The following is a 26005-nucleotide window of genomic DNA, read 5'->3' on the forward strand; positions in this document are numbered from 1 at the left end:
AAAATCACCTAGAGCTGATTGGATTGCTCAAGCTCATGGCTGATGCGGTCTTGCATTGCTTGATAGGTTTCTTGCCAGCGATCCCGCCAAATAGCGCGCACTTTATCAAGGTCGATACTCGATTGTGACCGAGTCACCTTCCGAAACTGCAAAGTAGCCAAATACTTTATCATCCTAAACTGCTTTCCTAAACTGCTTGAGAAGCTTCAACCTCTTGCCTCTACTGCGAATCAGGTGAATTTCAAAAATAACTTGCCGATATTATAGACTTATTGAGAAATAGTTGCAATAATAATTTTGTTGTCTCACGAAAGAGTGAACGAGATGAGTATATATGCAGATGAGATGCGACAAACAGCCCAGGCGATGGTAGCCCCTGGTAAAGGTATTCTAGCGATGGACGAAAGCAATGCCACCTGCAACAAGCGATTTGCCAAACTGGGGATTCCAACAACCGAAGAGCGGCGTCGAGCTTATCGGGAGTTAATCCTAACAACTCCCAATTTGAGTGAGTTTATTAGTGGTGCCATTCTCTACGATGAAACAATTCGCCAGTCATCCCAGGCAGGCGTGCCCTTCACCCAGGTCATGCAGAATGCAGGGATGATTGTCGGTATCAAGGTTGATACGGGCGCAAAAGATCTGGCAGCTTGTCCCGGTGAGAAAATAACTGAAGGGCTAGATGGACTGCGCGAGCGAATTGCCGAGTACTATCAGATGGGCGCACGATTTGCCAAATGGCGGGCCGTGATTACGATTGGCGAACCTATCCCTAGCCCGACCTGCATCGAAACCAATGCCCATGCTCTGGCTAGATACGCCGCCCTATGTCAGGAAGGGGGACTTGTGCCGATTGTTGAACCCGAAGTGCTGATCGATGGCAATCATTCTATCGAACGCTGCTATGACGTAACTGATCAAACGCTGCAAGCCGTATTTACCCAACTGCGGCTACAAAAAGTGGCCTTTGACCAGATGATCCTCAAGCCCAGTATGGTGATTTCTGGCCTAGAGTGTTCGGTACAAGCCACGGTTGATCAGGTCGCAGAGATGACGATTCAAGTGCTGCGCAATAACGTTCCGGCCTCTGTTCCTGGTATTGCGTTTCTCTCTGGTGGGCAGAGTAATCAGCGCTCAACTGAACATCTCAATACAATGAATGCCAAATATGGTGCGCTGTGTCCCTGGCGCGTTACCTTCTCCTATGCACGAGCAATTCAGCAGCCTGCGCTTGAGCATTGGGCCGGTAATGATGCCAACATTCCAGCTGCTCAACAGTTGCTTTATCATCGCGCCAAGCTGAATGGAGCTGCCAGTTTAGGAAAATACGATCCAGCAATGGAAAAACAGACGGTGCTGGTTTAACTGCCAGTGCAGATCTATTTCAAGGCAAGGAGTCAGGCTTAGCTAAATCTGATTCCTCTGTTTTTGAAGTGAACTCCTCATCTATACCTGACTATGCCAACTTGTCCTTGCTGCTCCGATAATCTACTCCGCCATGTGCGCGATTCCAGGGTGTACTGGTTTTGCCTGACCTGCCATCAGGAGATGCCCCCCTTTGAGGCATTGATGCAAGCCCATCAGCGAGATATACCGCTCACTCACCGTTCTAAATACCACTCTGGCTAAAACTATGATTCACAGTTTTTATTTTGGCATAGCGCTCACTGATAAAGCTGTTCTTTGCCCAATTACTCTATCAACCTTGTTGATTGGATTCATCTGGGCTGTTGTTGTTGCGTTACGCGACGGCATTGCACGACTGCAAAAATTGCATCGTATTCCGTGTGATCGCTGCGTCTACTTTACGGGTTGCCATTACCTGAAATGTACGGTTCATCCCCACAGAGCGCTGACTGAAGAAGCCGGTGACTGCCTCGACTTTGAGCCTGCTCCTGCCCGCAAGCCATTCTACAAGTCTAAAAAACGCTGGCTGAAAACTCGTTCTATTCAATCCTAGGGGCTATCCAGTATGGACGCTGATCAATCCTCCTATGCAGTCCGCGAAGCGAATTGGCGGCTCTGTACCAGAGCAGGCAACCAGGAAATGCAGCAGCACCGTTATGCCGAGGCTCAGCGAATTTATAAGCAGGCATTGGCAATTGCTGAGTCGCTGTTGGCAGAAGCTAAGTTTAATCCCAAACATCCCGATGCCATTCATCCTTATGTGGTGTCCCACAATAATCTAGTAGATGTTTATGTCAGTTTGAACCAGATTGGATTGGCAGAAACAACGTTGCAACAGGTATATACAACAGTAGTTGCTATGATGAACAATCAAAGCCTATCCAGTAAACTACGGTTGGAATCGTTCAAAGCATTAAAGATCGTTGCTTCTGAAATGTATCGCTTCTACCGCGATCTCAACCAGATCACGAAAGCAGAAGCACTCTTTGCTCAGATTACTCAGCAAGCGCAATCGTTCCTAGCAGAATTTGACTTTACCAGTCTAGAAGAATTACAACCCGATCAGTCAGTTCACTCACGCTACAGCTTACCAGACTGAAGGTAGATTCACAGGTGTCCATTTAGCCTAACAGAGGAGAAACCTCATGCCATTTGAACTACAACCCCTCCCTTATGCTGAAGATGCTCTAGAGCCGTATATCGACGCCCAGACGATGCGAATTCACCATGACTTTCATCACGGTGGCTATGTCAATAATTTGAACAAAGCGCTGGAGTCCTATCCAGATTTACAGAACCGTTCAATTGACGATTTAATTCGCAATTTACATACCTTACCTGAAGGCGTTCGCACGGCAGTTCGTAATCAGGGGGGTGGTCATTTCAATCATTCGATCTTCTGGTCAATTATGGCTCCCAATGCTGGCGGTGAACCCACGGGAGCGATTGCAACGGTAATCAACGATGTGTTCGGCAACTTTGAGAACTTCAAAACCCAATTCAACGACGCGGGTGCGAAGCACTTTGGTAGCGGTTTTGTTTGGCTGGTTCGCACGGCTGACAACAAGTTCGAGATTATCAGCCAACCTAGTCGGCAACCTCTCCCTGATCAACAGTCTGAAAACGATTGTACGCCTCAGTAACCAGCGCCTGAACGAAATGGGAAGGCGGCAAATGCCCTGTTGATATCGCTGAAGAAATGCCCAACTCGCCGGCTGGGATGCGCGTATTCATAGCTTGCTCCTTTGCCTGTTGTTATCCTCAAGCCTCTTCGCATGCACTAGAACATTAGAGCCTAGAACAGTAGAACCTAGAGCAGTAGATAAATGGATTGGAGAACAAGGGGATAACAGCCGTTATTTTCAAAGCATTTTTAAGGTAATTTATTGGCTAAACAGTATTTTAGAACAAGAAGATATGAAACTCATATGAGAGACTGTTTGTAAATGAATTTCAAGAGACTAGAATCGGCTCTCTATCTGATCCTCCCTCACCCTCCTACCCTAACCTACGGTGTCCACACAAGTCGAAGATCCGACTGCTGTTCCAGCCTAACGATTCTCGGAGTTGGAAACTGCGTTTAGAATGCAGATTAAGATCAAGTTACTGCTCTCAGCACCTCTCAGTACCTTCTTAGCACCTTCTTAGCACCTCTCAGCACCAAACTGCCTGCATGTCTCTGCCAAAGCTGCCAAAGCTGTTTCCTTTGACTATCCATGTGCCTCTGCGTTGGGCCTTGACGGTGCCGTTTGTGCTATCGACTGTTGGAGCCACGGCGCTGGTGGGGTATCTATCGTATCGGAGCGGGCAGAAAGCGGTAGACAACTTGAGGCACCAGTTGGTTTTAGGTATTAATGACCGGGTGACGCAGGAACTCAAAACCTATCTGCAGACACCGCTGTTGATTAATCGGTTGAATGTTGATGCTGCCAACCAAGGGCAGATCGATCTCCAGGACATCCCTGCGCTCGAAGCGGCTTTATTTAATCGGTTGCAGCAGTTTGATCAACAGGTTTCGGCGGTTCTGTTTGCCAATCCAGAAGGGCTATTTCGCCTAGTGGACCGATTACCCAATTTGTATCTAGTGGCGGCTAACGCTTCTCGCCCCGATCAGATCCTGGTTTATCAGCTAGACAGTCAGGGCAAACGGGGGGAGCTAGTTACTACCTTGAAGGGGTTGGATGTTCGCCGCGACCGGCCTTGGTATAAGCGAGCGGTTAGAACTGGTCAACCCGGTTGGAGCCCAATTTCCCAGTATGGCTCGACGAAACTATTGACATTAGATGCATCCCATCCGATTTATGATCCGGCCACCAAGCAACTGTTGGGCGTGTTTGCTGTTCATCTCCGCCTAGACTATCTGAGTGAATTTCTGCACCGCTTGCCTATCAGTCGCTCTGGCCGAGTCTTGATTATGGATCAGCAGGGTAATCTTGTCGCCACGTCCACTCAAGAAGCACCCTATCAGTTCAAGTCGGGTACTGGCTATCATCAGCAGTTTCGGCAGCTCAAAATTTACGAAAGTCAGGATGGCTTGATCCAATCGCTGGGGCAGTATTTACGCGAGCATACCAGTATTTCGGAACCGCCTGTGAAATCGCCTGTGAAATCGCCGCAAGGGCGAGTATCGGCTCCAAGTCCCGCTCCGACTCAGGAACTAGCTCCCGATGCAGTTCAAGAACTCGACTTTTATCACAATGGGGAACGACTATTCGTTGAGATTATGCCATTTCAGGACCAGCACGGGCTGAGTTGGCAGATTGTCACTGTGATTCCCCAGTCTCATTTCCTAGCAGAAATTCAGCATAACGCCCGCACCACGGCGCTCTTGTGTCTACTGACGCTGGCTGGGGCAATTGGTGTGGGACTCTGGGCCGCCAACTGGTTCATCTCCCACTTTGCCCAACTGAATCGAGCCAGCCAAGAACTCGCTGCTGGCAATCTGAAACAACGCTTACCCACCAACAGCCCCATCGCAGAATTAAACGGTCTGGCGCAGACGTTTAATCAAATGGCGGATCAGCTGCAACAGTCCTTCGAGCGGATCCGCACAGCCCTAGAGGAGTCTGAGGAAAAATTCACTACCATTTTCCGCACCAGCCCCGATCCAATCGCAATTGCTAGTTTGGCGGAAGGGCAGTTCTTAGACGTTAACGACAGCCTGATCGAGTTCTTTGGCTATTCCCGTAGCGAAATGATTGGTTGTACAGCCACGGAACTGAATTTTTGGCACGATTTGGCGCAGCGAGACCAGTGCCGCAGTTTGCTCTATCAGCAAGGCAGTGCACAAAACCTGGAAGTGCAGCTTTGCCTTAAGTCAGGTGAAGTCCGAACGGTTTTGTTGTCTGCTGGTGTGCAAACTCTGGACGGACAAGAGTGTGTAATTGTGATGCATCGGGACATTAGCGATCGCAAAGCAGCTGAACTGGCCCAGAGGCGGTATGAGCGAATTGTCTCTGCCACCACCGATGCCGTTTCCCTAGTCGATCGCCAGTATCGTTACCAGATTGTCAACCAAACGTACTTAGACTGGAATCAGAAATCCTACAGCGAAATTGTGGGCTATACCGTTGATGAACTAGTGGGAACGGACATCTTTAGAACCGTGGTTCAACCCTACCTCGATCGCTGTCTGGCCGGAGAAACGATTCAATATCACGAGTGGTTTGAGTTTCCGACCCTAGGGCGGCAATTTGTTAGCGTGACCTATGCTCCCTATCTAGAGGCCGATCAGACGATTTCTGGGGTTGTGGTGAGTGTACGCAACATCACCCAGCTTAAACAGGCAGAAGAAGCACTGCGTCAGAGTGAAGAACGGTTTCGAGAGATTGCTCAAACTATCAATCAGATATTCTTTGTGCAGGCAGCAACCACCGGAGAGTATCTCTATATCAGCCCAGCCTACGAAAAGATTTGGGAACGTTCCTGTGAAAGTCTCTATCAAGATGCCAGTTCCTGGTTAGACATCATCCACCCAGACGATCGGGCAGCGGTACTAGAATCGCTCGATTTCCTGGTTGAACAGGGCACTGTGCGAGTTCAACGAGACTATCGAATTATTCAAGCAAACGGTGCGATTCGCTGGATTTCGGCGCAAATTTTTCCAGTTTGCGACCAAGCCGGACAGCCATCGCACTACATTGGGCTAGTCGAAGACATTACAGAACGTAAACAGGCAGAAGAGGCACTGCAAGAACGAGAAGCAATGCTGCGGGCAATTGGCGACAATTTGCCCAAAGGATTTATCTATCAGCGGGTTTACGAACCGGGGAAAGGCTCCTACTACTCCTATATCAGTGCCGGGATTGAGCGGTTGCTAGGTCTAAAACCGGAGGCCGTGATCGAGAATCCTGAGCTGATCCGCAGTATAGGCTTTGATGAAGATCTGGCGATTGCCGATCGGGTGGTGCAGGAGTCGCTGCAAAATCTGTCGTCAGTTGAACTCCAAATGCGGAACCGCACCGCCGAGGGCAAAATCCAATGGTCCTCGATTCGCTCAACGCCTCGCCGGATAGAGGATGGCCGCATCGTTTGGGACGGCATCGAAGTTGATATTACTGACCTGAAGCAAACCGAGGCCGCCCTGCGGGCCAGTGAAGCCCTGTTTCGAGGCGCGTTTGACAATGCCCCGATTGGGATTTCACTGGTTTCGCTGACGGGTCAGCCATGATTGACCGCTTGCTGTTAGAGAAAATTCCTTTGGCAGGCATCGCCCGTGTGCTCAAGGTGTCCCAATCGTGGTTGCAACAGTACGTCAATGACTGCTACGACAAGGTGCTCCGCAGCGTGCAGGTGACTGCCAAACCCAAAGCAGCGTTAAGTGTGCAAAGGGATGAATTATGGTCATTTGTCAATGATAAAGGAAACAAGCAGTGGGTTTGGCTGGCGTTGGATGTGAAGACCCGTGAGATTGTCGGTTGTCATATTGGCGATCGCTCTGCCGACTCTGCTTTTGCGCTATGGCAATCGATGCCAGGAGTGTATCGGCAATGTGCTGTGATTTATACCGACCCTTGGGAGGCATATCAGGCAGTCCTACCCAGTAAACGTCACTATGCCGTTGATAAAGCAACAGGGTTGACCAATTAGATTGAACGATTCAATCACACGTTACGACAACGAGTCTCTCGGTTCGTGCGACGAACGTTGTCCTTTTCTAAGAACCTCGATAATCACATTGGAGCGATTTGGAATTTCATCCATTACTACAACGAACAGATTCGCTTGGAGCTATTCAGCAGTTAAGAGGGTTCTAATTCTCTCTGTCCTTTACTAAAAAAGACTACCACTTCAGTTAATGCGGCAAGCATGAGAAAAACGCCTGCCTCTCTATCGCCATCCGATTCCGACCCAGGAGCCGCTGGGCCGCGTTGCCATGCTGGTCTTCTGTGCGCGGGGCAATGGCTTGTACGCCAATCTCACCCGATTTGTGTGTTTTGGCTCCCTGACGCCAGTTGAGGCCGATCTGCATCATCAGGTACAGCAAATAGAGGCAGCATGTCTGAATCAGGCGCGGCCTGGAACTGGGTTGAGTCAGGTGTATGAGGTGTTGGCTCAGGCTTACCAGGAATTGGGCTATCCGGATGCGATTCAAGAACATCATCAAGGTGGCACGACTGGCTATTTATCACGCGAAGTGATCGCCACTCCCACCTGCTCAGAGATCCTGACGGCCAATATGGCAATGGCCTGGAATCCCAGTTTGGCCGGAGCTAAAATCGAAGACACGTTTGTGCTGTTGGCGGATGGCAGCCTGGAGAATCTCACCTTTGATCCGACTTGGCCTGCTGCCGAAATTGCCGGACGTTTGCGACCGCTACCTCTGGAGCGCTAATCATGGATTTTCAGCAAATTTTTAATGACTCCCCTGAGGTATGGGCCAGTGCTCCCGGACGAGTCAACCTGCTGGGCGAGCACACCGACTACAACGATGGCTTTGTGTTGCCAACCGCCATTCCCCAACAAACCACGGTGTATATCGGCATTAGCCCCAACCCGCGTCACCACTTCTACTCAGTTGAACTAGCGGCACAGGTGGATGTAGCTCCCAACAATCCGGTTTCCTCTGGCTTTGGCCGCTACATTTTCGGCTGCATTCAGGTGTTAGAAAAATTGGGTCATAAGGTGCCGCCGCTGAATGTTCTAGTCACCTCTACGGTCCCGATCGGATCTGGCTTATCGAGCAGTGCGGCTTTGGAAATTGCGACGCTGAAAGCGCTGCGATCGCTGCTGGAGTTGGATCTCGATCCGGTGCAGTTGGCGCAACTGGGGCAACAGGCTGAGATTGAGTATGCAGGCGTGCAGTGCGGCATCATGGATCAGATGGCGGCCAGCCTAGCAGATACCAAGCATCTACTGTTTCTCGATACGCGCACGCTGGAACGGCAGCTGTTGCCCTTACCGGCAGAGAGCGAGATTCTGGTGATCGACAGCGGCATTCCTCGCACCCTAGCTGACAGTGGCTACAATCAGCGCCGAGCCGAATGCGAAGCCGCCGCTCAGATCCTAAAGGTTCCAGCCCTGAGAGATGTCACGGATGTCAAACAGGTGGAAACTTTACCCTCGCCGCTGCAACAACGCGCCCGCCATGTAATTACCGAAAATAACCGCGTTCTAGAGGCGAGCAAGGGCGTTTCGGCCCAGCGCTTTGGCGAATTGATGAATGCCTCGCATCAAAGTTTGCGGGATGATTACGAAGTGTCGGTTGCCGGTCTCGATCATCTGGTAGACCTGCTGCAAAATACACCTGCTGTTTGGGGTGCAAGGCTGACGGGTGCGGGATTTGGCGGAGCTTGTGTGGCGCTGGTAAAACAGGGTGAAGCGAACACAATTGGTCAGACCGTCCTAAAGCAATACAATGCGGATCATCAGACTGAATATCAAGGACGAATGCTGGTTCCAGACGAGTTGTAGACCGATCAGACAACCGGATTCTGAACGGAATACCTCTATAATTGAGGAAAGTTTGGAAAAGTGGGTAAATGAAGCTGAAAATCTCCAGCTTAGAGACAAGCACAACCCAGATGAGATTGCGTAGCGCATCAACTCTCGCCTCCTACAATCTGATGAACCCAATTCCCCAACCCAAGGCAGGCTATCGCCCCCAAGCCGAAGATACTTCCGTAGAAGCAGACGTAGCATACTACTACTTCCTGCGCCAGAAGCCATTGACAGAGCGCATCAAACTAACTCAAAACCTGATGCGAATGGCAAAGCATTTAGCGATTGCTTCCGTGCAGCGGCAATATCCTAATGATTCAATCCAGGCAGTTCAACTGCGCGCCAGTCACCGAATCCTGGCGGATAAGTATACGTCAGCTTTTATTCCTGGAGGAACATTAGTGGAATGGCAACAGCAAGATGCTCTAACCCTGACGCAGCGGTTACATCCACAGTTTGAGAAACTAGGCATCGCTTACTACCTGGGTGGTGGATTGGCGGCAGCGATCTGGGGAGAACCGCGAGTGACACAAGATGCTGATATTATTGTTCAGTTTCAGTCAGACCAACTGGATCGGCTGATTAGTACTTTAGAGGCTGAAGGATTCTACTGTCCGCCTGCTGATGTAGAGGAAGTACGGCTGGGCGTTGGTAAAACGATTTCGATTACGCATACTCAAACGCTGGATAATGCGGACTTAATCGCCATGAGCGACGAGCCATTTGAACGCTCGCAGATGAGTAGACGAATGTTGATCGAGGATTTGGGCGCTCCCTTCTGGGTCTGTACGGCTGAAGATATTATTTTGCAAAAACTACTCTGGAGTCAGCGCAGTCGATCTGAGCAGCAATGGCGGCAAGTGTTAGGGATTCTGAAGGCGCAAGCCACCGTTTTAGACTATGATTACCTGTCTCGCTGGGCAGACCAGATCGGCCAAGTAGAGCGACTTACACAAGCTTTCCTAGAAGCGGGAATTTAAAAATCACGCTGGTTTTGTAGCCATTCTGAAAATTATTGCAGCCAAGCAAAACCCCTATTTACCACCAATCAGGCGATCAAACTCTGCGGCAATCATGCGGTAGCATTCACAGGCTGAAGACTCTAAACCGTCTCGGTCAAGAATTGTCATTTTGCCTCGTTTGTAGCTGATGAACCCTGCTCTTTGAATCGTGGAAGCTACCACGCTGACACCCGCACGACGCACACCCAGCATTTGGGCAATAAACTCCTGGGTCAGCGGAAACTGATCTTCTCCGACGCGGTCATGGGTCATCAGCATCCAGCGGCAAGCGCGCACGAAAAAGATAGATAAGGTGCGATCGCTCGGTGCCGATCATGTCATTGATTACACTCAAGTCGATATCACCCAAAGCGGCATCAATTACGACCTGATTCTGGATGCGGCTGCCTATCGTTCCGTCTTTAACTATTTCTCTATTTTGAAACCGGGTGGAACCTATGTTTTGGTTGGGGGTTCCACTGCCCACTTTTTTCAGATTTTACTCTTCGGGTCTTTGATTTCGAAGTTCAGTCGCCGCAGAGTCACCGCATTGGCCTCTACTCCCAATCAATCTGATCTCCAAATCTTGAAGGATTGGCTTACAACAGGGACGATCGCACCCCTAATTGACCACACGTATTCCTTGATCGATCTGCCTTCTGCTGTTTGCAAACTCGAACAAAGACAGGTAACTGGAAAAGTCGTTGTTCGGGTTTAACAGAGGATTGATCGATGCAAGAAAAAACTTTCTCTGGCTATCTTACCCGTAGCGTGATTCAGTTTGCAGCTCATCAGGGATTGGATGTCGAGGAACTTTGTTTTAAGGTTGGGCTTGATCCAATCGTCCTGACAACACCGGATCAACGCATTCTGGCTTCCGTCCATTATGCGGTATGGCGCGAGGTCGTCAAACAAACGGGTGATGAGAATTTGGGCCTCCATTTTGGGGAAGCATTTAATGTAGGCAATTATGGAATCGTTGGGTACGTTGCGTCATTCGTCGCAGTACCATTGCTCGTCGCATTGAGCAAATGACCACCTCTGGTATTGCCTTGACCGAAGACCCAGGGATTGTTGAACCGATGCAGTGATTAGTGCAAACCTTCGTTGCATCCAAACTCCAAGTAAAATGCTCTGCCCATTGCTGAGTCCGAGGATGAAATAAAGGCACAACTTCACCTGTGAGTGGGTCTTCCACCTCTATCAAGTCAGACTTGTACTCATTATTTGGCTAACTCGGTAGGGTTACGTTCTGCGGCAACAATCGCACGGATAATCTTCATTCCGGTTGCCCCTGTGATATCAGAGACGACAGTTTGCGGTTGCATATTCATGAACGTCAGCGCTTTTTGCATGGGTTGATGCGCTGCTGCGTAGTCTAAATGCCGTTCTCGCAGTCGCAGATAGGACCGCAGGGCAGCAACTCTCGACTGGGGCGAAACTGGCTCGCAACAGTCCACAAGCATGAAGGCGCTGCAACCACTGAGCATCATTGACATCGGTTTTGCGTCCTGGCCCATTGCGTGATTCTCGTGGATTCACCAGCACCACGTCGAGTCCTCGCTCCTCGAGAATTTCATAGAGGGGCACCCAGTATACGCCGGTTGACTCCATTGCCACGGTTGTCACACCCAGCTCAATCAACCACTCTGCCATGCGATGCAACTCAGCACTGTAAGACTCAAAGGTACGAACTGCCTCAGCAGCAATCCCAAGCGGTACGGCCACAACATGAAAGCGAGAGCCGATATCAATTCCTGCTGCAAACTGATGCACCACAGGTAGTCCTGTTTGTCCAGATTGACCTGACATCGATAGACCTCCACGAGAGGAAAGGGAGAGAGATCGGACGGGAACTCGGTATCAATCACTTTCCTAAACGGGGTCGTATAGAACGCCACCAATATTGAGTCCGCAGCTTTCCCTGGGCCATGTTTTTTTACGGGGGAACACCTCCAAAAGGCCGACGGCCACTGTCCGGATACTCGATAGTGTAATCCCTTTTGTTTCTCGTCCTATGGGACGTGACGAGTCACGAAGGCGGTTTTTTGGATGTCTCGCTCCATCTGCAAGCGTTTGTTATCTCGGCGCAGTCGGGCTAGCTCTTGACGTTCTTCGGTGGTCAGAGGACCATTGGGTGTTGCTGCTCGGTCAATCTGGGCTTGTTTGACCAATTGCGCAACGCACTCTCAGTCAGTCCCATTTCCTTGGCAATTTGGCTGATGGATTTACCTGATTGAGTCACGATCCTGACGGCTACTGACCTACGGTCAGAGAAACGGCTTTTTGCTCTGGGGTGAATTGGCGGCGGGGTTTAGTACTCATGGATCGATTCTCCTTGGTTTTCGACTCTTCGAGAATGTCCACTTTTTTGGGGTAAGCTCAATTTGTCGATCAACGCTCGTAAGCTGCAAATATTCATTGGCGATTGCACTGTCTTCTAGAAGGGCGCGGCGATCGCCAATAAAAAAGGTCTCCATCACCTGATAACGTTGAACACCCAGGTGGTCTAGATAAGCACGGGCTTTCTCTGTCCACAGATCAAAGGGCAGGGTAAAGGGATAGACCTGCTTTCGGAGAAGGTCGTAGGCTCCAGCATTTAGATATTGGGGATTGGCACTTAATTCTTCGGGAGTACCTGTGGTCTGGAGGCTGCGAGTGGTGACCTGGAGCGTGTTGGCTTCTTTCTGAATTTTGTAGGTGTAAGCGGTTTCAAGAATATCCCAGGATTTCCCCTTTTCTCGCTCGATGATGGTTGCATAGTCTGAGAGCTGCAACGCATTCAATGCTGTTTTTAGGGCTGGGGACAGTTTGCGATCGTTGAGGTCGGTTTCCAGTACCGGGGTAGCTGGAATAGTGAACGGGGTAAAGGGTCCGAAGGGCGCGATGGCATTCTCTAAGACTTCGTTGACTAGATCGACGTAGGGGACGAGGGTGCTGGTGTTCTGGCAGGATAGTTCGATCTCTCCAATATCTGGACGACGCTGGAATAGAACCTGTAGGGGGTTGTGCCCTGCTGAGTTGGCGGGACGATTTTTCAGATAAGCAAGGATATCGACCAGGTAGGCGGCTGGGCTGTACACGGAACGGCAGTGTTCACAGTCGCATAGATCCAGGGAATTGAATAAACTGTTCCAGTTTGGAATTCCAAAAACGTCGTAAGGGGCAGGTCGAGTGGCATAGGGGTCACTGTTGGCTGTACCATATCGAACTAGCATTCCGATTGCCATCGATGCATTAATTTCAGCCTGGTTATAGATTTCCTGTGCTCTTGACACACTGCCCAGATCTTTGCCCACTTGCCCCACAAATTCCTCCTGGGTCATTTGGATGATGTTGAATCCAGAGTATATGTCCTTGTTCAACGGCACCTGCATTTCTTGGTAGCGAGGTGTGATTTTGAAAACTCGCTGCATCTGCTGAAGTTGTTGTCCCAGGGCTTCCCGGTTTACCACACCATTCATGGCGGTGTCGTTTTCCAGGTAAGTATCGAGGATTGCCTCTCTGAACTCAAATTCTGGATTATTGGCGAAGAAGGTGAGCAGATCAGTTTTGTCGAAGGCTCGAACCGTTGCACCAACAAGTAACCGACCATCTGCCTGACGAATTTCGCCTTTGACGATGAAGCGGGTAAATTATCTAATTTCTGGATATCGAAGACAGCTTGTTGTGTGGTTTCTCCAAAAAAACTTTGGTTAAATTCATCGTCTCGAATGAAGCGATTCAGTTGACGTAGTTCGGTTTGAAGGAGTTTGACATCCTCGCCTTGCATGTCTCTGGATAGTTCGCGTCCTTGCCGTTTCATTGGGTTCTCCTGGGGGTTCGGTTTGAAGGGTTGACTTCTCCAAAATTGGAGGTTGACCCGCTCACGGGCTACACCTGCCTGCTCGGTTGGCCGCTGCATCAGATCGCTCGCCAGACAGATTTAATTATTAAGGATTGTTACTTTGTTTTTCATAACTGAGACGGCGGTTGAGGTCGTCTTTTATGGTCATTAGTGTCTTGTTCCAGCAACAAGCACCCGTTTTTACAGACTACTATTTTAAGGAGAGCGAAATGCTTGACGCTTTTTCTAGAGCTGTTGTCGCAGCCGATGCCAGCACGTCTGTTGTATCAGATATCAGTGCATTAAGAAAGTTTGTGGCCGAAGGAAACCGTCGTCTGGATGCAGTGAATGCGATTGCGTCGAACGCGAGCTGCATGGTCTCGGATGCGGTAGCCGGCATGATCTGTGAAAACCAAGGCTTGATCCAAGCGGGCGGCAACTGCTATCCCAACCGGCGGATGGCGGCCTGCCTGCGCGATGCCGAAATCATTTTGCGCTATGTCACCTATGCGCTGTTGGCGGGCGATGCCTCGGTGCTTGACGATCGCTGCCTCAACGGGTTGAAAGAAACCTATGCGGCGCTTGGCGTGCCCACCACCTCCACGGTGCGGGCGGTGCAAATCATGAAAGCGCAAGCCGCTGCTCACATTCAAGACACCCCCAGCGAGCAATTTGCCGGTGCCAAACTGCGCAAGATGGGCACTCCCGTGGTTGAGGATCGCTGCGCCAGCTTGGTGGCCGAAGCCTCGAGCTACTTTGATCGCGTGATTTCGGCCCTCAGCTAGGTCGCTTTGGATTTCGATTCCTCAAACCACAATCCATACTCGAAACTATTGGGAGATTCAAGACATGAAATCTGTTGTTACCACCGTGATTGCAGCGGCTGATGCAGCCGGACGGTTTCCGAGCACCTCGGATCTCGAATCGGTTCAGGGTTCGATCCAACGGGCAGCGGCTCGCCTAGAAGCCGCAGAAAAGCTGGCCAACAACCTCGATAACGTCGCTCGGGAAGCTTATGATGCCTGCATCAAGAAGTATCCCTACCTGAACAATGCGGGTGAAGCCAACTCCACCGACACCTTCAAAGCCAAGTGTCTGCGTGACATCAAGCACTACATGCGCCTGATTCAATACTGCTTGGTGGTTGGCGGGACCGGTCCGCTCGATGAGTGGGGCATTGCCGGCCAGAAGGAAGTCTACCGTGCCCTCGGTCTGCCCACCGCGCCCTATGTCGAAGCCCTCAGCTTCGCGCGCAACCGGGGCTGTGCTCCGCGCGATATGTCGGCTCAAGCTCTGACCGAGTACAACGCCCTGCTCGACTACGCCATCAACTCGCTGTCCTAGTTACCGCCGTGCGACCTGAGCGGATTACAGGGTAGCTGACCCAACCGACCTGGAGGGTCTGAGCGCTTGGCTTTGCCGCTTGACGGTGCAGCCGTGGCTCAGACTCTCCAGGTTTGTTGTTGTCTGGAGGGGGCTGCCGCTCTATCTACAGCCTGAATTATCCAACTGTTATTCTAGATTTAGTGCATTACGTCATTATTCAGGTCATTCGTCAAGCCATTCATCGAGCGATCGGTGAATTCATGGCTGAATCAGCCAGGTTTTTTATCAATCATGGATAAACGCTTTTTTCAACTATTTGATCTCAGCGAAGAGCGGGCGATTGCCGTTTTAGATACGCCTCACGATCAAGTTGGGGAAGCGGATTCGCGCTACATTGCCGCCTCGCATTTAGTGCATTTCCCCAGCGAGCGTGCCATCGCCGCCTTGATGCGGGCCGTGCAGCAACCCGATCCCGCCCTGCAAAATCGGATCGTGCGACGCAAAGCCGTCGAAACGCTGGGACGGCTCCAGGCGACGGCCGCCCTGCCGCTGATTCATGCCTGTTTGCACGACGAGGATGGTTATCTGGTCGAGAATGCCGCTTGGGCGATTGGCGAAATTGGCACCCAGGATCCGCAGATCTTAGCCGACCTGACCCAATTGCTCGACCAACCGGGGCAAACCTATCGCGTGATTATTCACACCCTGGCCAAGCTGAATTACACGCCAGCTCTGGCTCAGATTCAGCGCTTTGTCACCGATGCTGACCCGCTGATCGCCAGTGCCGCCATCACCGCCGTTTGCCGCCTCACGGGCGACTATCAGAGGATGCCGCAGGTGGTGGCGCTGTTGCAGCATGCCAATGTTTTAGCACGACGCTTATCGATTCAGGATTTGATTGACGCCCGCTATTACGACGCGATTCCGGCGATTGCGCGCTGTCCGGTCTCGATTGTGTTTCGCTTGCGCGGCATGCGCCTGTTGGCTGAGGCCGGCTTGCCCACCGGGACGCTTTCGTTTACCCAGATTCAGCCCCACCTCGAACAAGTGCTGCGCGATCATCCCCAGGATTTGCAGTTGGTGCATGCCTATGATCAGCCGCCCAGCCTCGCGTTTCTGATCCGCGAGTTATACGAAACCGACTTTGGGCGGTGCTACCTGGCGGTGCAGACCATCCTGGAGCAGTATGCCGAGGAGGCTCCCGCCGCTTTGTTTGCCACCTATGCCGACGAAGCCCACAGCGACTATGGCGCCCATTTTCATGTGATCAAGCTGTTTGGCTGGCTGCGGCATGCCCCCGCCTATGACCTGCTGATCACCGCCTTGCACAACCCGCAACCCCAATTCCAGAAATCCCGTGCCGCCGCCGCGATTGCGCTCGCCGAACTGGGTGATTCACGGGCAATTGGCGAACTCCACCGCTGCCTCGATACCCCCATCTGGGACCTCAAATATGCCGTACTGATGGCGCTGGACCAGTTGGGCGATCCCAGCGGCTATACCCACGTGAGCGACCAGGATGATTGGATCATTCAAGCCAAAGCTCAGACCAGGCTCAGATCGACTCAACCTACCGTCCCGGCAAATTGACTTCAATCTGGCTCTGCCGCGTCTGACCTTTAGCCGTGTTATTTGTCCCCCACTGATATGCACGAATCTCTCTACTAATCGACCACTCATATATCCACTTCTATGTCTACCGAAGAATTATTTCAACAGCTCCAACATCCCAATCCCCATCTGCGCGACGAGGCGATGTGGCAGTTAGTCGACCAGCGAGACGAGACCACGATTCCTCGGTTGATGGGCATTCTCGATCAAGCTGATACAACCTATCGACGAGCGGCGGTCAAAGCCTTAGGCGCGATTGGCGTGGATGCCGTGCCACCCCTGGTCGAGGCGCTGCTCCACAGCGAGAATGTCACCGTGCGGGGCAGTGCCGCCAAAGCCTTGGCCCAAGTCGCCCTCAACTATCCAGAACAGCCGTTTCCGGAGACGGGCATCGCCGGCTTGCAAACCGCCCTCCACGATCCCAATCCGGTCGTGCATATCGCCGCGGTCATGGCTTTAGGCGAAATTGGCACCCCCGAGGTGGTCGAGGTGTTGATTCAGGCGCTGCGCACGAGTGACAATCCCGCCTTGGGCGTGTCGATTGTCAATGCCTTAGCGTCGATTGGCGATCATCGCGGCGTCGAAGTGCTGCAAGACCTGATTCAAAATGAAACGACCGACTCCTATGTGCGCGAAACGGCAACCAGCGCCCTGTCTCGACTACCGCAACGAGCAGCGGTGCCGGTATCTTCACTTTTACCTCACTTGAGCCGGGCGAATATCGTGTAACGGCCAGCGGCGGCGGCTTTGGTGAGCAAACTCTGATCGTTCAGGTCCAGGTCGGACGAACGACGGACGCGAACTTCACTCTTGGTGCGGGCGATGTCGCTGCTGAAGTGACAGTGACCGCTGAAGGTGTTCAAACCACGGCTGTTAGCTCGGACGCGGTCCTAAGCGAAACAGCAATTACAAACCTTCCGATCAATGGCCGCCGGTTCCAGGATTTCGCGACATTGACGCCGACCGCGCAGATCGATACCGAACGCAACCAGATCTCGCTATCTGGTCAGCGAGGCATCAATGCCACGATCAACGTTGACGGAACCGATTACAATCAGCCATTCTTTGGCGGCATCCGCGGTGGTGAGCGTTCAAACTTTGCTCCAACGATCCCACAGGAATCGATCAGAGAATTCAACGTTGTTGCTGCCGGCTACAACGCGGAATTTGGCCGTTCATCCGGCGGTGTTGTTAACGTTGTAACGAAAAGCGGCACAAACAATCTTCGTGGTTCTGCTTTCTTCCTTATCCGCCCGGACAACTTTTCGATCAATCATAACTTCGTTAAGCGATTGGAAGAGGTTAACAATCTTGATATCACCGCAGCTCCAACCCAGACGCAATGGGGCGGTTCGATCGGCGGCCCGATCATCAAGAACAAACTGCGATATTTCGGATCCTACGAACAGCAGCGTTTTACGGCCGATCGCGTGGTTCTTTTCAGTGGCCTTGATACTATAGCTGTCACGCCCGCAATACAACAGGCGGTCACCTACTTCCGCTCACTCGAAACCCCGTATGAGCTTACTAACGACGGGCAGGCTGCGCTCGGGCGGATCGATTGGACCATAAACAACATTCACAACGCCAATTTCCGGTTTAGCTGGAACGACAATAAGGGATTGAACAGCGTCGCCGTTGGAGATGTGGGAACGCTCTTCAATCCCGTGGCAAACGCTGCTCTTTCGAACGAAGGAACAGAGATCGATAAGAACTACGTTTTCGTTTCGCAGCTTAACTCGGTGTTTGGTTCAAGCTATGTAAATGACTTCCGGTTCCAGTTCGCTCGCGGAGAACGCCCGCGTGAAGCAAATGCACTTACGCCACTCGTTAACGTTGCGAACGTTGGTCTATACGGAACCCGTAGCTTCCTTCCGACCACGCAGTTCGACGAACGCTTCCAGTTCATCGATGGATTCTCGATCACGAAGGGCAACCATAATATAAAGATAGGCGGCGAATTCAGCGATATCTTCGTTGATCAAAAATTTGGTTTTAACCAGTTCGGCTCTTACACATTCAGTGGAGGAGCGATCTCTGCATTGCAGCAACTTTCGCTCGATCCTAACGATCCGAACGACCGCCGTTTCGATGCGAATACATTCTACACTCAACAGATCGGCAACTTGCTTGCTGCGTTCCGTATCCGTGAGCTTGCATTCTACGGCCAGGATTCTTGGCGTATTACCCCGAAATTCACCTTGAACTTTGGGCTTCGTGCTGAAAAGCAATTCAATCCTAGCCCGGAACTCGGAAACGATACGATTATAAATCTGGTCCGTAATGCGTCGTTCCCGCTTCTTGGTGGACGCAGTATCGATCCAGGGTTCATTCCGGATAGTGAATGGCAGTGGGGGCCGAGACTCGGATTTGCCTGGGACGTCGAGGGTAACGGAAAGTCCGTTTTCCGCGCATTCAGCGGTATGTATTATGCACGCACACCAGCCCTTTTGATCGCTGGTCCGGTAAATAATTTCCGCATTCCTCCGGGCGACGTTACGATTCAGCTACCGTTCTCAACGACGACGCTTTCGGCACAAACGACCGCCGGCCAAAACGCTTACAACACGTTCTTGACCAACAATCCTTCGTATGTTGCATATATGGGCACGTTCGGCATTGCCTGCCCGCAGGTTGCGACACCTACGGCGGCTCGTGCCTGTATCCCGAACACCGTCTTCCGGCAATTCTTCTTTGCCGGTGTGAACCCGAACACGACCACGCTCGATAATCTTCCGACGCTGACTTCGCAGCAGCTTCAGACGATCGCTGGTGCACTTGGGCTTGGTATCGCTCCGGCCATCGGAGCGAACGTATTCGCAATGAACCCGGATTACAAGAACCCGCGTTCATTCCAGTTCGGTTTTGGCTATGAGCGGGAAATTGCTCGCGGTTTGGTGCTTGGAGCTGATTACAGTCATGTCCGTACAACTCAGCTTCAGCGCAACTTCGACATCAACCTTCCGGTTCCGGTTCCGACCGGTCCGGTGGCACGTCCGGTATTCAACCGAAACAATCGTCCTGTACCGCAGCTGGGCCGCATCGTTTTACGTGATTCCGGTGCTTCGTCGAGATTCCAGTCCGTTACCTTCAGGATGCGTCTTCTCCGAAAGTGGACGAATATGAACGCCTACTACACATATTCGTTGAGCGAATCGGATGATGACAACGAACGAAATGCGACAGGACTCTTCTACGAGAATGCCTATGATCTACGTCCGGAATGGGGGCGAGCGCGTCTTGATCGTCCGCATCAGTTCGTTGCGAACCCGATATTCTTCCTTCCTTATGGTTTTGAGGTCTCAAGTGCCATCAGGTTGCGATCGGGTGTTCCCGTTGATGCCGTCGTCGGTTCGGATCTAAATGCCGATTCGAACAACAATGACCGTCCGTATATTGGTGCCGGTGTTCCCTTCCGAAGGAATGCGTTCCGCCAGAATAGTGAATACGGTGTTGATGTCCGCGGGCAGAAGGGATTTGGTTTTGGCGAGCGTCGCAGATTGGTGCTTTCGGCTGAGATATTCAATCTGTTCAATAATTCGAATATCCAATTCGCTGGAGCACAAACCAACTACTGCGCGGCGACCAACGATCAGTCTTGTGGATTGAACGGTGCAACAAATCCAACCTTCCTTAAGCTGCGTGACAGTAATGGAAATTTGATAACGTCAAACTTCACCCGGACCGCTGTCTTCCAGATGCAGTTCGGTGTTCGCTTCTACTTCTAGCCAACGGCTGAAATAGAACATCATATCGGCACGCTCGTTCATCGGGCGTGCCTTTTACTTTGAGCTTTTTGTCTCCTATTTCCGATGCCAACTTAACCTGATTTTAGTATCATCAAGGGAACCCCGATGCGTATTTTGCAAATATCTTCGGCTCGAACATTCGGCGGCGGCGAGCGGCATGTTGTTGATCTATGCCGCGGGCTTCAGTCGCGCGGGCACGACGTATTTGCCGCATTACGTCCAACAAGCGAATGGAAAGATAGGCTCAGCTTTCTTCCTGCAGGCCATTTGATAGAGGTTTCTATCAGAAATTCGATCGGTGTGTTCAGCGCGATCCGAATGGCGGATTTTATCCGAGAGAACGATATTCAGATAGTTCATGCCCACGTTGCCCGTGATTACATTCCCGCAAGCATTGCCTGTATGGCCGCCCGCTCAGTACGCTTTGTTCTGACCCGACATGTGATGTTTCCGTTAAAGCCATTTAATCGCTTCGTTGGTGTCCGGATAGCTTTCTCACCCGTATGTATACTTGTCATTTGGGCACTTATCGACGTACTCTGATTGATCAGATAAGTGGCTTCCGGCTAGGGTATGAAGGTAGTCAAGACTACGATCTGGTTCTGCGACTTACAGAAAAAACAGATAAAATTTTTCACATTCCCAAAATTCTCTACCACTGGCGGATACATTCTGCCTCTACAGCTAGCGGCGCTATGGCAAAACCTTACGCCTATGAAGCAGCTATCAGATCAATCAAAGATGCCTTACAGCGTCGAGGTGAAGCAGGGCAGGTTATTGAACATTCTCAATTCCCAGGTCGATTCACAATTCGCTATGAAATTCGCCAAGCTGGTTTAATCAGTATTATTATACTGGCTAAGTATCCATCTCACTTAAAGCACTGTCTTCAATCGATCTTTACCAGAACTACCTATTCCAACTATGAAGTAATTGCAGTTACCCATAGCGGCAATGAATCAGAGCTATTTGATATATTTTCAGATTGGCAGAATCAACATCCTGAGCGCTTTCGTTCTCGTCTTCTTGAAGGTTCTTCTAATGACTCTTCTATCAAAAATTTTGCTGCGACCCAAGCCAAAGGCGAATATCTTTTGTTTCTGAGTGAGAGCACCGAAATTATCACCTCAGATTGGCTTGAAGCGATGGTCGAGCAGGCTCAAAGACCTTCTGTTGGCGCAGTAGGGGCACTATTACTCTATCCAGACAACTCCATCCAACATGCAGGGGTTGTCTTGGGAGTGCAAGGTGTTGCTAGCCACAGCCATCGTCATTTCCCAAAAGGTGCGCCTGGCTACTTTGGTCAACTCGTTACAGCCAATAACTATTCGGCTGTCACAGGAGCTTGTTTGATGTGTCGCCGGGATGTATTTGATCGAGCAGGGGGGTTTGATGAGCAGCTTTCTATTGCCTACAATGATGTCGATTTATGCCTAAAGATGTTGCAGCAGGGCTATCGTAATGTTCATCTGCCATATGTAGAGTTATATCACTATAATTCTGAAAATCAAGAATATAATGATTCGAGAGCAGCTAGCCTTCTACAGCAACGATGGCAGGAGCATATTCAGTCTGATCCTTGCTACAGTTCTCATTTAACACGGGAAGCAGAAGATTATGGAATCCGGATCAACAGCAATACGTTGATTGAAGTTTTAACAGTCAACTATTTTGAATCATCTCTTTCTGATCTAATTTGGGGCTTTTCAATCGATAGCATTCAACTAGGAGCAAGCTATAAAAATTTTCTACTTTTTCGCGGTTGGGTTCTAGGCAAATGGTCTCCTGTTACTGCTATCGAAATTGTTAGGGATCGGCAGGTTATCCACTCTATTCCTATTAATAATTTGCGCCCTGATATCAAACGGCTTTATCCAGACGTTCCTAAGGCTGAACGCAGCGGTTTCATGAGGCTAGTTGGAGTTGCGAACATGCCAACTATTACCCAACTCTCACTGAGAGCAGCATTAGAGAACGAAGCCCGGCTCCCCTTGGGTCATTTGCAAATACGTCTAGGCGTTGAATGAGTTGAAGTTGAATGAATTCACAATGTTAATAGACTTGTTGGGTAATAAGCTCGGAAATCCTTGAAACCCGCTTCTGGTAGGCGTTTCGGCGATTTTCATCCAAAATCCTTGAAACCCAGTCTGCATAAGCATTTCAGCGATTTTCTCTTTATTTCCCAACAAGTCTAATGTTGTTGAATTAGGAAGCTCTTGAAGTGTACTCCTTCCTGTTCTCGTTTTTAGGTGGTTTGTAACCTATGCCAACCAATGGTCTAAGTTTCTGCCGGTATAATCGGCCAAAAAGCGAATTCCTGAGTAATAAAAGCTAATACAGCTTTTGTACACACAAGATTCTAAAGGGTAAGTAACACCTTTTAGTGAAGAGCGGCTCAAAACAGAATCGGGAATTTGCGCAAAAAAATCTGCTTCAACACCAATCACAGAACAGCACTTATCCAAAATATCGCGATAGTGATTTGTTAAATCTTCAAAGAAGAGAATATGTAGTTGCGAAGGCGGAAATACCGCAAGCCAGTTCTGAATAATTACATCATAGCGGCCCAGATCAGCTGTTTTACCTGTTGTAATGGCCTGTATGGTTCTCTCGTCACTTAGGCTAGCTAAATCCAGATTGTGATATTGATAGGTCATTTTGATGGCTGACCACGCTCTCTGAATTGGATTTCTCACCATCAGGAATAACTGCACGTCCGGATGGTGTTTTCTCAGATTTCGGATCTGCTCTACCGGCATGATGGCATACTCAGGCGTCATGTCGCCGCAGACGTAACCACAAAGATCAATAACTGGCCCATGCATGGCGGCATGGTAGATACTCCGGTGAACATCACTGAGGTAGAACCGATGATTCCAATGGTTCCCCTCCTTTCCGACTGGAAAATAAATCCGAGGATGCATTTTCAGCTTGTCGAACAGCCAGGTTGTACCACACTTTTGGGAACCAATCACTACGAAATCAAGCATGATTTTAGTATAAGCTTTACAGTCACTCTGATTGGAATTCACCCCATAGTTGTACCAGGCAATCACAATTCCAGCACAGATCAAGACAGCAAATTTAAAGGTTTTAGGCTTCAACTGAGTGCGGTTTTCATTTTTATAAATAAAATTGTATAGAGCCACTAGCTCAACGCCGCCATTGGTGTAGTAGTTGTGTAGGAGTCGTTGATGTTTCTTAAATTTGGTTCTGGGTTTGCCAAACTGCCGAGTCTGATCCAAAACTTCAGTTTTGTGCTTTGTGCTGTTTCCGTTTGGCTCATCTCTAGTCAAGCCACTTATGCTCAGTCTGTCGAAATAACCTTGGAGAACAGCGGTGCTGATGCTTCTCTGGCTGCCGCTTCCAACAATTCTGAGTGGATAGAAGCTTGGGTAAACGATTTGAAGCAGTCTAATCAGCGCTGGATTCAGGTGAATCTAGCCGAGCAGCGTCTGACAGCATGGGAAGGAAACACCCCTGTGTTTTCGATCGCTGTTTCTACAGGGCGGGCTTCAGATGCCACTCCAACTGGGGTTTATGCCATTGAAACCAAATATCGCGGCGCTCGCATGCAGGGTGAGAGTCAGGGTAAACAATACGACATCCCTGATGTTCCCTACACGATGTATTTCTCAGGCAGCTATGCGATTCACGGAGCCTACTGGCATGATAGCTTTGGCGATCCGGTCAGCAGTGGTTGCATCAATGTTCCAGTTGAGGGAGCTGCGTGGCTATTTGATTGGGCCAATATGGGTACCCCAGTTGTTGTTCAAGACTGATACATATTAAACCCACTTCTCGCTGGAAAGTCGTCTCTTAGTTCTGTCGTTGGTTCAGTGCACTCCTGGATCAAACGGCAGTTTTTTATACTCAGATATCAGCAGACACAAATCGAGCCGCGGATTAACTTTTGCGCTTTTTGCGAGGTTTCATATTTTCCAATGATTCAGAAGCAGCTTGTTCTAGTAAGCGCAGCAAGTCTATATCGCTTTGCTGATTAACTGTCTGTTGGTTGATCACGTCCTTGCGTGATCGCCAGAGCGATCGGCATACAAATGGTGCATGCGGTGATAACCCACCCAACCTTTGACACCGCCTTGCCCTGCCAGAGTGCCGCAGAGAATCAGGAAATATTCCAGCCATTTGGGAGCCTTGAAACTGCGATGGGTTGCCAGTCGATGAAAGCCGAGGGAAATGCCCAAACCGATCGTCAGCCAGTGGAGAAACAACGCCACTCCAACGGCTGTCCAACTGAAATTAGCCGGGAAAACTGCAAATAATACTCCTAAATGAAGTGCAACTGTGGATAAGATCACGTTCCAACGAGGGCGAGGTAAGGTCAAAGCTGTATGAGTCAAGCGGTCTCTCCCGATTCAAATTTATTATTTTTGCCCGTTGCCGTGTCTGTTTCCCCTCTGTCTACAAGGTTGGAGGCTGGATTTGTCATCGCTTCGGTTTCCTGACGCAAGGATGCGATCGACACTAAACGGTCTGAGTCTGCATCCCACAGAAGAAATTGGGCACAGTCAAATAGATCTCCGATTCGCAGGGTCTTGACATCCGAGAGCAGGTGACTATTTTCCCGATGACAAGCAGCGAGATGATAATTGGGAATTCTTTCGGAGAGATGATGAATGTTGTGATAGCCGATATCGGCACTAAACCATCTGAGAATGGTGGGTAATTCTAAATAACTGCTGCCCTGAACTGCTCCTAAAACATAGTCCCAGCCTGTTGTTTTGTGAGCATAAGACCCCTCAAAAATATGCTGGACAAAAAAGACCCAGATGAAGATCGTTGCAGAACAACTGAGGGTGATCGAGTAAATACTCCAAAACAGTCCAACTCCCCATAGATGGCTCAGAAAAATCCAGCCGCCAATGACACAAATATTGTTCAACAGGAGATCCCAAAATTCAGCAGCCGACTGCCAGTGTTTTGACTGATGAGTAGATATCGTTTGCGCTAAGTTAAATTCCGGATCTTGCCTCAGGGCAGTAAATACATGATGGATGAAATCATAAATTCCCATAATCAACATGAATCTGGGCTTGATGACCAGGTAGAAAAAACCACCTGGAATTCCCATTAATGGATATCGTAGGACTTCGTACAGCCTTTGATTGAACGGATCGAGACGAGAAAACTCCTCGGTAGATAAGAAATCTGCAACACCCCGATACCGCTCCCAGTCGCCATTGGTTTTGTGATGGTAGGCATGATCTCTGGACCACCCATATTGGGGCATTGCATTAATTACACCCAGGAGGAATCCAACAATGCGGTTCGCTCGTTTTGATCGGAAGAGAGAATAGTGTCCACAATCATGCATCAAAGAAAAACAGCGCAGTGAAAAGAGAATCAGCAGCACCATGATTGGGGGTAGCAGCCACAGAGAAATAGACGCTGCTTGCACAGCCACAATCCATAAAAGAACATAAGGGACAATGGTATTGAGAATTTGATACGTTGCTCGCAGGTTGCTGCTTTTGATGTATGGAGTCAACACAAAGTCAGCTTTTTTGAGCGTATCCGATGGTTTTAGTTGACGAGAAAATTCATGTTTGACAAAGGGATGAACCGCTGTTGGGATCTGTCCAGAGCGATTCAGGTAGTGTTTGAGCATAATAGGTTTCAGTTCA

28 protein-coding genes and 1 pseudogene are annotated in these 26005 nt (G+C 50.0%); 19 read left to right on the forward strand and 10 right to left on the reverse strand.

Going from position 1 to position 26005, the window contains the following annotated elements; genetic code table 11:
• Positions 1-8: 8 nt before the first annotated feature.
• Positions 9-137 carry a hypothetical protein gene (locus JVX88_RS40635; RefSeq protein ID WP_263975527.1) on the reverse strand — a complete coding sequence of 43 codons (129 nt, stop codon included), beginning with the start codon at positions 135-137 and terminating at the stop codon, positions 9-11.
• A gap of 187 nt (positions 138-324) precedes the next feature.
• Here JVX88_RS40635 and JVX88_RS14085 point away from each other — a divergent pair, with 187 nt between their 5' ends.
• The 9 genes and pseudogenes from JVX88_RS14085 to JVX88_RS14130 all read left to right on the forward strand — a co-directional run bounded on the left by JVX88_RS14085 (position 325) and on the right by JVX88_RS14130 (position 9827).
• Positions 325-1365, forward strand: a complete 1041-nt coding sequence (locus JVX88_RS14085) for a class I fructose-bisphosphate aldolase (protein ID WP_211627902.1) — start codon at positions 325-327, stop codon at positions 1363-1365.
• Between the two features lie 268 nt (positions 1366-1633).
• Positions 1634-1960 carry a hypothetical protein gene (locus JVX88_RS14090; RefSeq protein ID WP_211627904.1) on the forward strand — a complete coding sequence of 109 codons (327 nt, stop codon included), beginning with the start codon at positions 1634-1636 and terminating at the stop codon, positions 1958-1960.
• A 12-nt stretch (positions 1961-1972) separates the two neighbouring features.
• Entirely contained in the window at positions 1973-2506 is a 534-nt protein-coding gene (locus tag JVX88_RS14095; protein WP_211627905.1) for a tetratricopeptide repeat protein, read from the forward strand.
• Between the two features lie 46 nt (positions 2507-2552).
• The gene (locus JVX88_RS14100; RefSeq protein ID WP_211627907.1) at positions 2553-3050 is read left to right on the forward strand and encodes a superoxide dismutase; all 498 of its coding nucleotides are present in this window, start codon (positions 2553-2555) and stop codon (positions 3048-3050) included.
• A 530-nt stretch (positions 3051-3580) separates the two neighbouring features.
• Positions 3581-6577 carry a PAS domain S-box protein gene (locus tag JVX88_RS14105; RefSeq protein WP_211627908.1) on the forward strand — a complete coding sequence of 999 codons (2997 nt, stop codon included), beginning with the start codon at positions 3581-3583 and terminating at the stop codon, positions 6575-6577.
• Positions 6571-7152: pseudogene (locus tag JVX88_RS14110) on the forward strand (IS1 family transposase); the annotation flags it as partial. The gene JVX88_RS14105 and the pseudogene JVX88_RS14110, both read left to right, overlap by 7 nt.
• Before the next feature lie 97 nt (positions 7153-7249).
• Complete coding sequence (locus JVX88_RS14120; RefSeq protein WP_263975590.1) at positions 7250-7741, forward strand: M24 family metallopeptidase; 492 nt, start codon at positions 7250-7252, stop codon at positions 7739-7741.
• A gap of 2 nt (positions 7742-7743) precedes the next feature.
• Positions 7744-8820, forward strand: a complete 1077-nt coding sequence (galK, locus tag JVX88_RS14125) for a galactokinase (protein ID WP_211627913.1) — start codon at positions 7744-7746, stop codon at positions 8818-8820.
• A gap of 110 nt (positions 8821-8930) precedes the next feature.
• Entirely contained in the window at positions 8931-9827 is an 897-nt protein-coding gene (locus JVX88_RS14130; RefSeq protein WP_211627915.1) for a hypothetical protein, read from the forward strand.
• Positions 9828-9881: 54 nt separating this feature from the next.
• On the opposite strand, the gene JVX88_RS14135 is transcribed toward JVX88_RS14130, so the two are convergent.
• Positions 9882-10145, reverse strand: coding sequence for a Crp/Fnr family transcriptional regulator (locus JVX88_RS14135; protein WP_263975528.1), 264 nt, complete (start codon positions 10143-10145; stop codon positions 9882-9884).
• Positions 10146-10152: 7 nt separating this feature from the next.
• Between JVX88_RS14135 and JVX88_RS14140 the strand changes: the two genes are divergently transcribed.
• A complete protein-coding gene (locus JVX88_RS14140) occupies positions 10153-10566 on the forward strand; it encodes a zinc-binding dehydrogenase (RefSeq protein ID WP_225931568.1) in 414 nt (137 codons plus the stop codon).
• A 14-nt stretch (positions 10567-10580) separates the two neighbouring features.
• Positions 10581-10883 carry an AraC family transcriptional regulator ligand-binding domain-containing protein gene (locus tag JVX88_RS14145; RefSeq protein ID WP_211627917.1) on the forward strand — a complete coding sequence of 101 codons (303 nt, stop codon included), beginning with the start codon at positions 10581-10583 and terminating at the stop codon, positions 10881-10883.
• Between the two features lie 267 nt (positions 10884-11150).
• On the opposite strand, the gene JVX88_RS14150 is transcribed toward JVX88_RS14145, so the two are convergent.
• The 5 genes from JVX88_RS14150 to JVX88_RS14170 form a co-directional block, all read right to left on the reverse strand.
• Positions 11151-11660 (reverse strand): IS110 family transposase, encoded by a 510-nt coding sequence (locus tag JVX88_RS14150; RefSeq protein ID WP_211627919.1) that lies wholly within the window; start codon positions 11658-11660, stop codon positions 11151-11153.
• Positions 11661-11863: 203 nt separating this feature from the next.
• Positions 11864-12022, reverse strand: a complete 159-nt coding sequence (locus JVX88_RS14155; protein WP_211627920.1) for a hypothetical protein — start codon at positions 12020-12022, stop codon at positions 11864-11866.
• Positions 11971-12093, reverse strand: coding sequence for a hypothetical protein (locus tag JVX88_RS44105; protein ID WP_410503763.1), 123 nt, complete (start codon positions 12091-12093; stop codon positions 11971-11973). Before JVX88_RS44105 ends, JVX88_RS14155 begins: the two co-directional genes overlap by 52 nt.
• 76 nt (positions 12094-12169) lie before the next feature.
• Entirely contained in the window at positions 12170-13312 is a 1143-nt protein-coding gene (locus tag JVX88_RS14165) for a Tc toxin subunit A (RefSeq protein WP_211627921.1), read from the reverse strand.
• Positions 13309-13752: a peptidoglycan-binding domain-containing protein gene (locus JVX88_RS14170; RefSeq protein ID WP_211627923.1), complete on the reverse strand. Its 444-nt coding sequence runs from the start codon at positions 13750-13752 to the stop codon at positions 13309-13311. The genes JVX88_RS14165 and JVX88_RS14170 overlap by 4 nt, the downstream gene beginning before the upstream one ends.
• A 152-nt stretch (positions 13753-13904) precedes the next feature.
• Here JVX88_RS14170 and cpeB point away from each other — a divergent pair, with 152 nt between their 5' ends.
• From cpeB to JVX88_RS14205, 7 genes are all read left to right on the forward strand, one after another.
• The gene (gene cpeB / locus JVX88_RS14175) at positions 13905-14459 is read left to right on the forward strand and encodes a C-phycoerythrin subunit beta (RefSeq protein WP_211628708.1); all 555 of its coding nucleotides are present in this window, start codon (positions 13905-13907) and stop codon (positions 14457-14459) included.
• Between the two features lie 64 nt (positions 14460-14523).
• On the forward strand, positions 14524-15018 hold the full coding sequence (cpeA, locus tag JVX88_RS14180) for a C-phycoerythrin subunit alpha (RefSeq protein ID WP_036009800.1): 495 nt from the start codon (positions 14524-14526) through the stop codon (positions 15016-15018).
• Between the two features lie 273 nt (positions 15019-15291).
• A complete protein-coding gene (locus JVX88_RS14185; protein ID WP_211627924.1) occupies positions 15292-16590 on the forward strand; it encodes a HEAT repeat domain-containing protein in 1299 nt (432 codons plus the stop codon).
• A gap of 102 nt (positions 16591-16692) precedes the next feature.
• Positions 16693-17340: a HEAT repeat domain-containing protein gene (locus JVX88_RS14190; protein ID WP_211627926.1), complete on the forward strand. Its 648-nt coding sequence runs from the start codon at positions 16693-16695 to the stop codon at positions 17338-17340.
• Positions 17298-20339 carry a hypothetical protein gene (locus JVX88_RS14195; RefSeq protein WP_410503785.1) on the forward strand — a complete coding sequence of 1014 codons (3042 nt, stop codon included), beginning with the start codon at positions 17298-17300 and terminating at the stop codon, positions 20337-20339. Before JVX88_RS14190 ends, JVX88_RS14195 begins: the two co-directional genes overlap by 43 nt.
• A 126-nt stretch (positions 20340-20465) precedes the next feature.
• Positions 20466-20903: a glycosyltransferase family 4 protein gene (locus JVX88_RS14200; protein WP_211627930.1), complete on the forward strand. Its 438-nt coding sequence runs from the start codon at positions 20466-20468 to the stop codon at positions 20901-20903.
• A complete protein-coding gene (locus JVX88_RS14205; protein ID WP_211627932.1) occupies positions 20879-22387 on the forward strand; it encodes a glycosyltransferase in 1509 nt (502 codons plus the stop codon). The genes JVX88_RS14200 and JVX88_RS14205 overlap by 25 nt, the downstream gene beginning before the upstream one ends.
• A 234-nt stretch (positions 22388-22621) precedes the next feature.
• Here JVX88_RS14205 and JVX88_RS14210 read toward each other — a convergent pair whose 3' ends face one another.
• Positions 22622-23509 (reverse strand): sulfotransferase, encoded by an 888-nt coding sequence (locus tag JVX88_RS14210; protein ID WP_211627934.1) that lies wholly within the window; start codon positions 23507-23509, stop codon positions 22622-22624.
• A gap of 45 nt (positions 23510-23554) precedes the next feature.
• Here JVX88_RS14210 and JVX88_RS14215 point away from each other — a divergent pair, with 45 nt between their 5' ends.
• Positions 23555-24142, forward strand: a complete 588-nt coding sequence (locus tag JVX88_RS14215; RefSeq protein ID WP_211627935.1) for a L,D-transpeptidase — start codon at positions 23555-23557, stop codon at positions 24140-24142.
• Between the two features lie 237 nt (positions 24143-24379).
• On the opposite strand, the gene JVX88_RS14220 is transcribed toward JVX88_RS14215, so the two are convergent.
• Together JVX88_RS14220 and JVX88_RS14225 are read right to left on the reverse strand one after the other, a co-directional pair.
• The gene (locus JVX88_RS14220; protein ID WP_211627937.1) at positions 24380-24721 is read right to left on the reverse strand and encodes a hypothetical protein; all 342 of its coding nucleotides are present in this window, start codon (positions 24719-24721) and stop codon (positions 24380-24382) included.
• Positions 24718-25872 (reverse strand): fatty acid desaturase, encoded by a 1155-nt coding sequence (locus JVX88_RS14225; protein ID WP_263975591.1) that lies wholly within the window; start codon positions 25870-25872, stop codon positions 24718-24720. The genes JVX88_RS14220 and JVX88_RS14225 overlap by 4 nt, the downstream gene beginning before the upstream one ends.
• Between the last annotated feature and the right edge of the window lie 133 nt (positions 25873-26005).

Source organism: Leptolyngbya sp. 7M (assembly GCF_018128485.1).

Excerpts from the sequence above, each read along its gene's own strand:
- cpeA (WP_036009800.1), top strand. The coding sequence starts at position 14,524 with ATGAAATCTGTTGTTACCACCGTGATTGCAGCGGCTGATGCAGCCGGA.
- JVX88_RS14090 (WP_211627904.1), top strand. The coding sequence starts at position 1,634 with ATGATTCACAGTTTTTATTTTGGCATAGCGCTCACTGATAAAGCTGTT.
- JVX88_RS14100 (WP_211627907.1), top strand. The coding sequence starts at position 2,553 with ATGCCATTTGAACTACAACCCCTCCCTTATGCTGAAGATGCTCTAGAG.
- JVX88_RS14145 (WP_211627917.1), top strand. The coding sequence starts at position 10,581 with ATGCAAGAAAAAACTTTCTCTGGCTATCTTACCCGTAGCGTGATTCAG.
- JVX88_RS14130 (WP_211627915.1), top strand. The coding sequence starts at position 8,931 with ATGAGATTGCGTAGCGCATCAACTCTCGCCTCCTACAATCTGATGAAC.
- JVX88_RS14170 (WP_211627923.1), bottom strand. The coding sequence starts at position 13,752 with ATGCAGCGGCCAACCGAGCAGGCAGGTGTAGCCCGTGAGCGGGTCAAC.
- JVX88_RS14185 (WP_211627924.1), top strand. The coding sequence starts at position 15,292 with ATGGATAAACGCTTTTTTCAACTATTTGATCTCAGCGAAGAGCGGGCG.
- galK (WP_211627913.1), top strand. The coding sequence starts at position 7,744 with ATGGATTTTCAGCAAATTTTTAATGACTCCCCTGAGGTATGGGCCAGT.
- cpeB (WP_211628708.1), top strand. The coding sequence starts at position 13,905 with ATGCTTGACGCTTTTTCTAGAGCTGTTGTCGCAGCCGATGCCAGCACG.
- JVX88_RS14095 (WP_211627905.1), top strand. The coding sequence starts at position 1,973 with ATGGACGCTGATCAATCCTCCTATGCAGTCCGCGAAGCGAATTGGCGG.
- JVX88_RS14105 (WP_211627908.1), top strand. The coding sequence starts at position 3,581 with ATGTCTCTGCCAAAGCTGCCAAAGCTGTTTCCTTTGACTATCCATGTG.
- JVX88_RS14165 (WP_211627921.1), bottom strand. The coding sequence starts at position 13,312 with ATGAATGGTGTGGTAAACCGGGAAGCCCTGGGACAACAACTTCAGCAG.
- JVX88_RS14150 (WP_211627919.1), bottom strand. The coding sequence starts at position 11,660 with ATGTCAGGTCAATCTGGACAAACAGGACTACCTGTGGTGCATCAGTTT.
- JVX88_RS14200 (WP_211627930.1), top strand. The coding sequence starts at position 20,466 with ATGCGTATTTTGCAAATATCTTCGGCTCGAACATTCGGCGGCGGCGAG.
- JVX88_RS14190 (WP_211627926.1), top strand. The coding sequence starts at position 16,693 with ATGTCTACCGAAGAATTATTTCAACAGCTCCAACATCCCAATCCCCAT.
- JVX88_RS14085 (WP_211627902.1), top strand. The coding sequence starts at position 325 with ATGAGTATATATGCAGATGAGATGCGACAAACAGCCCAGGCGATGGTA.
- JVX88_RS14215 (WP_211627935.1), top strand. The coding sequence starts at position 23,555 with ATGTTTCTTAAATTTGGTTCTGGGTTTGCCAAACTGCCGAGTCTGATC.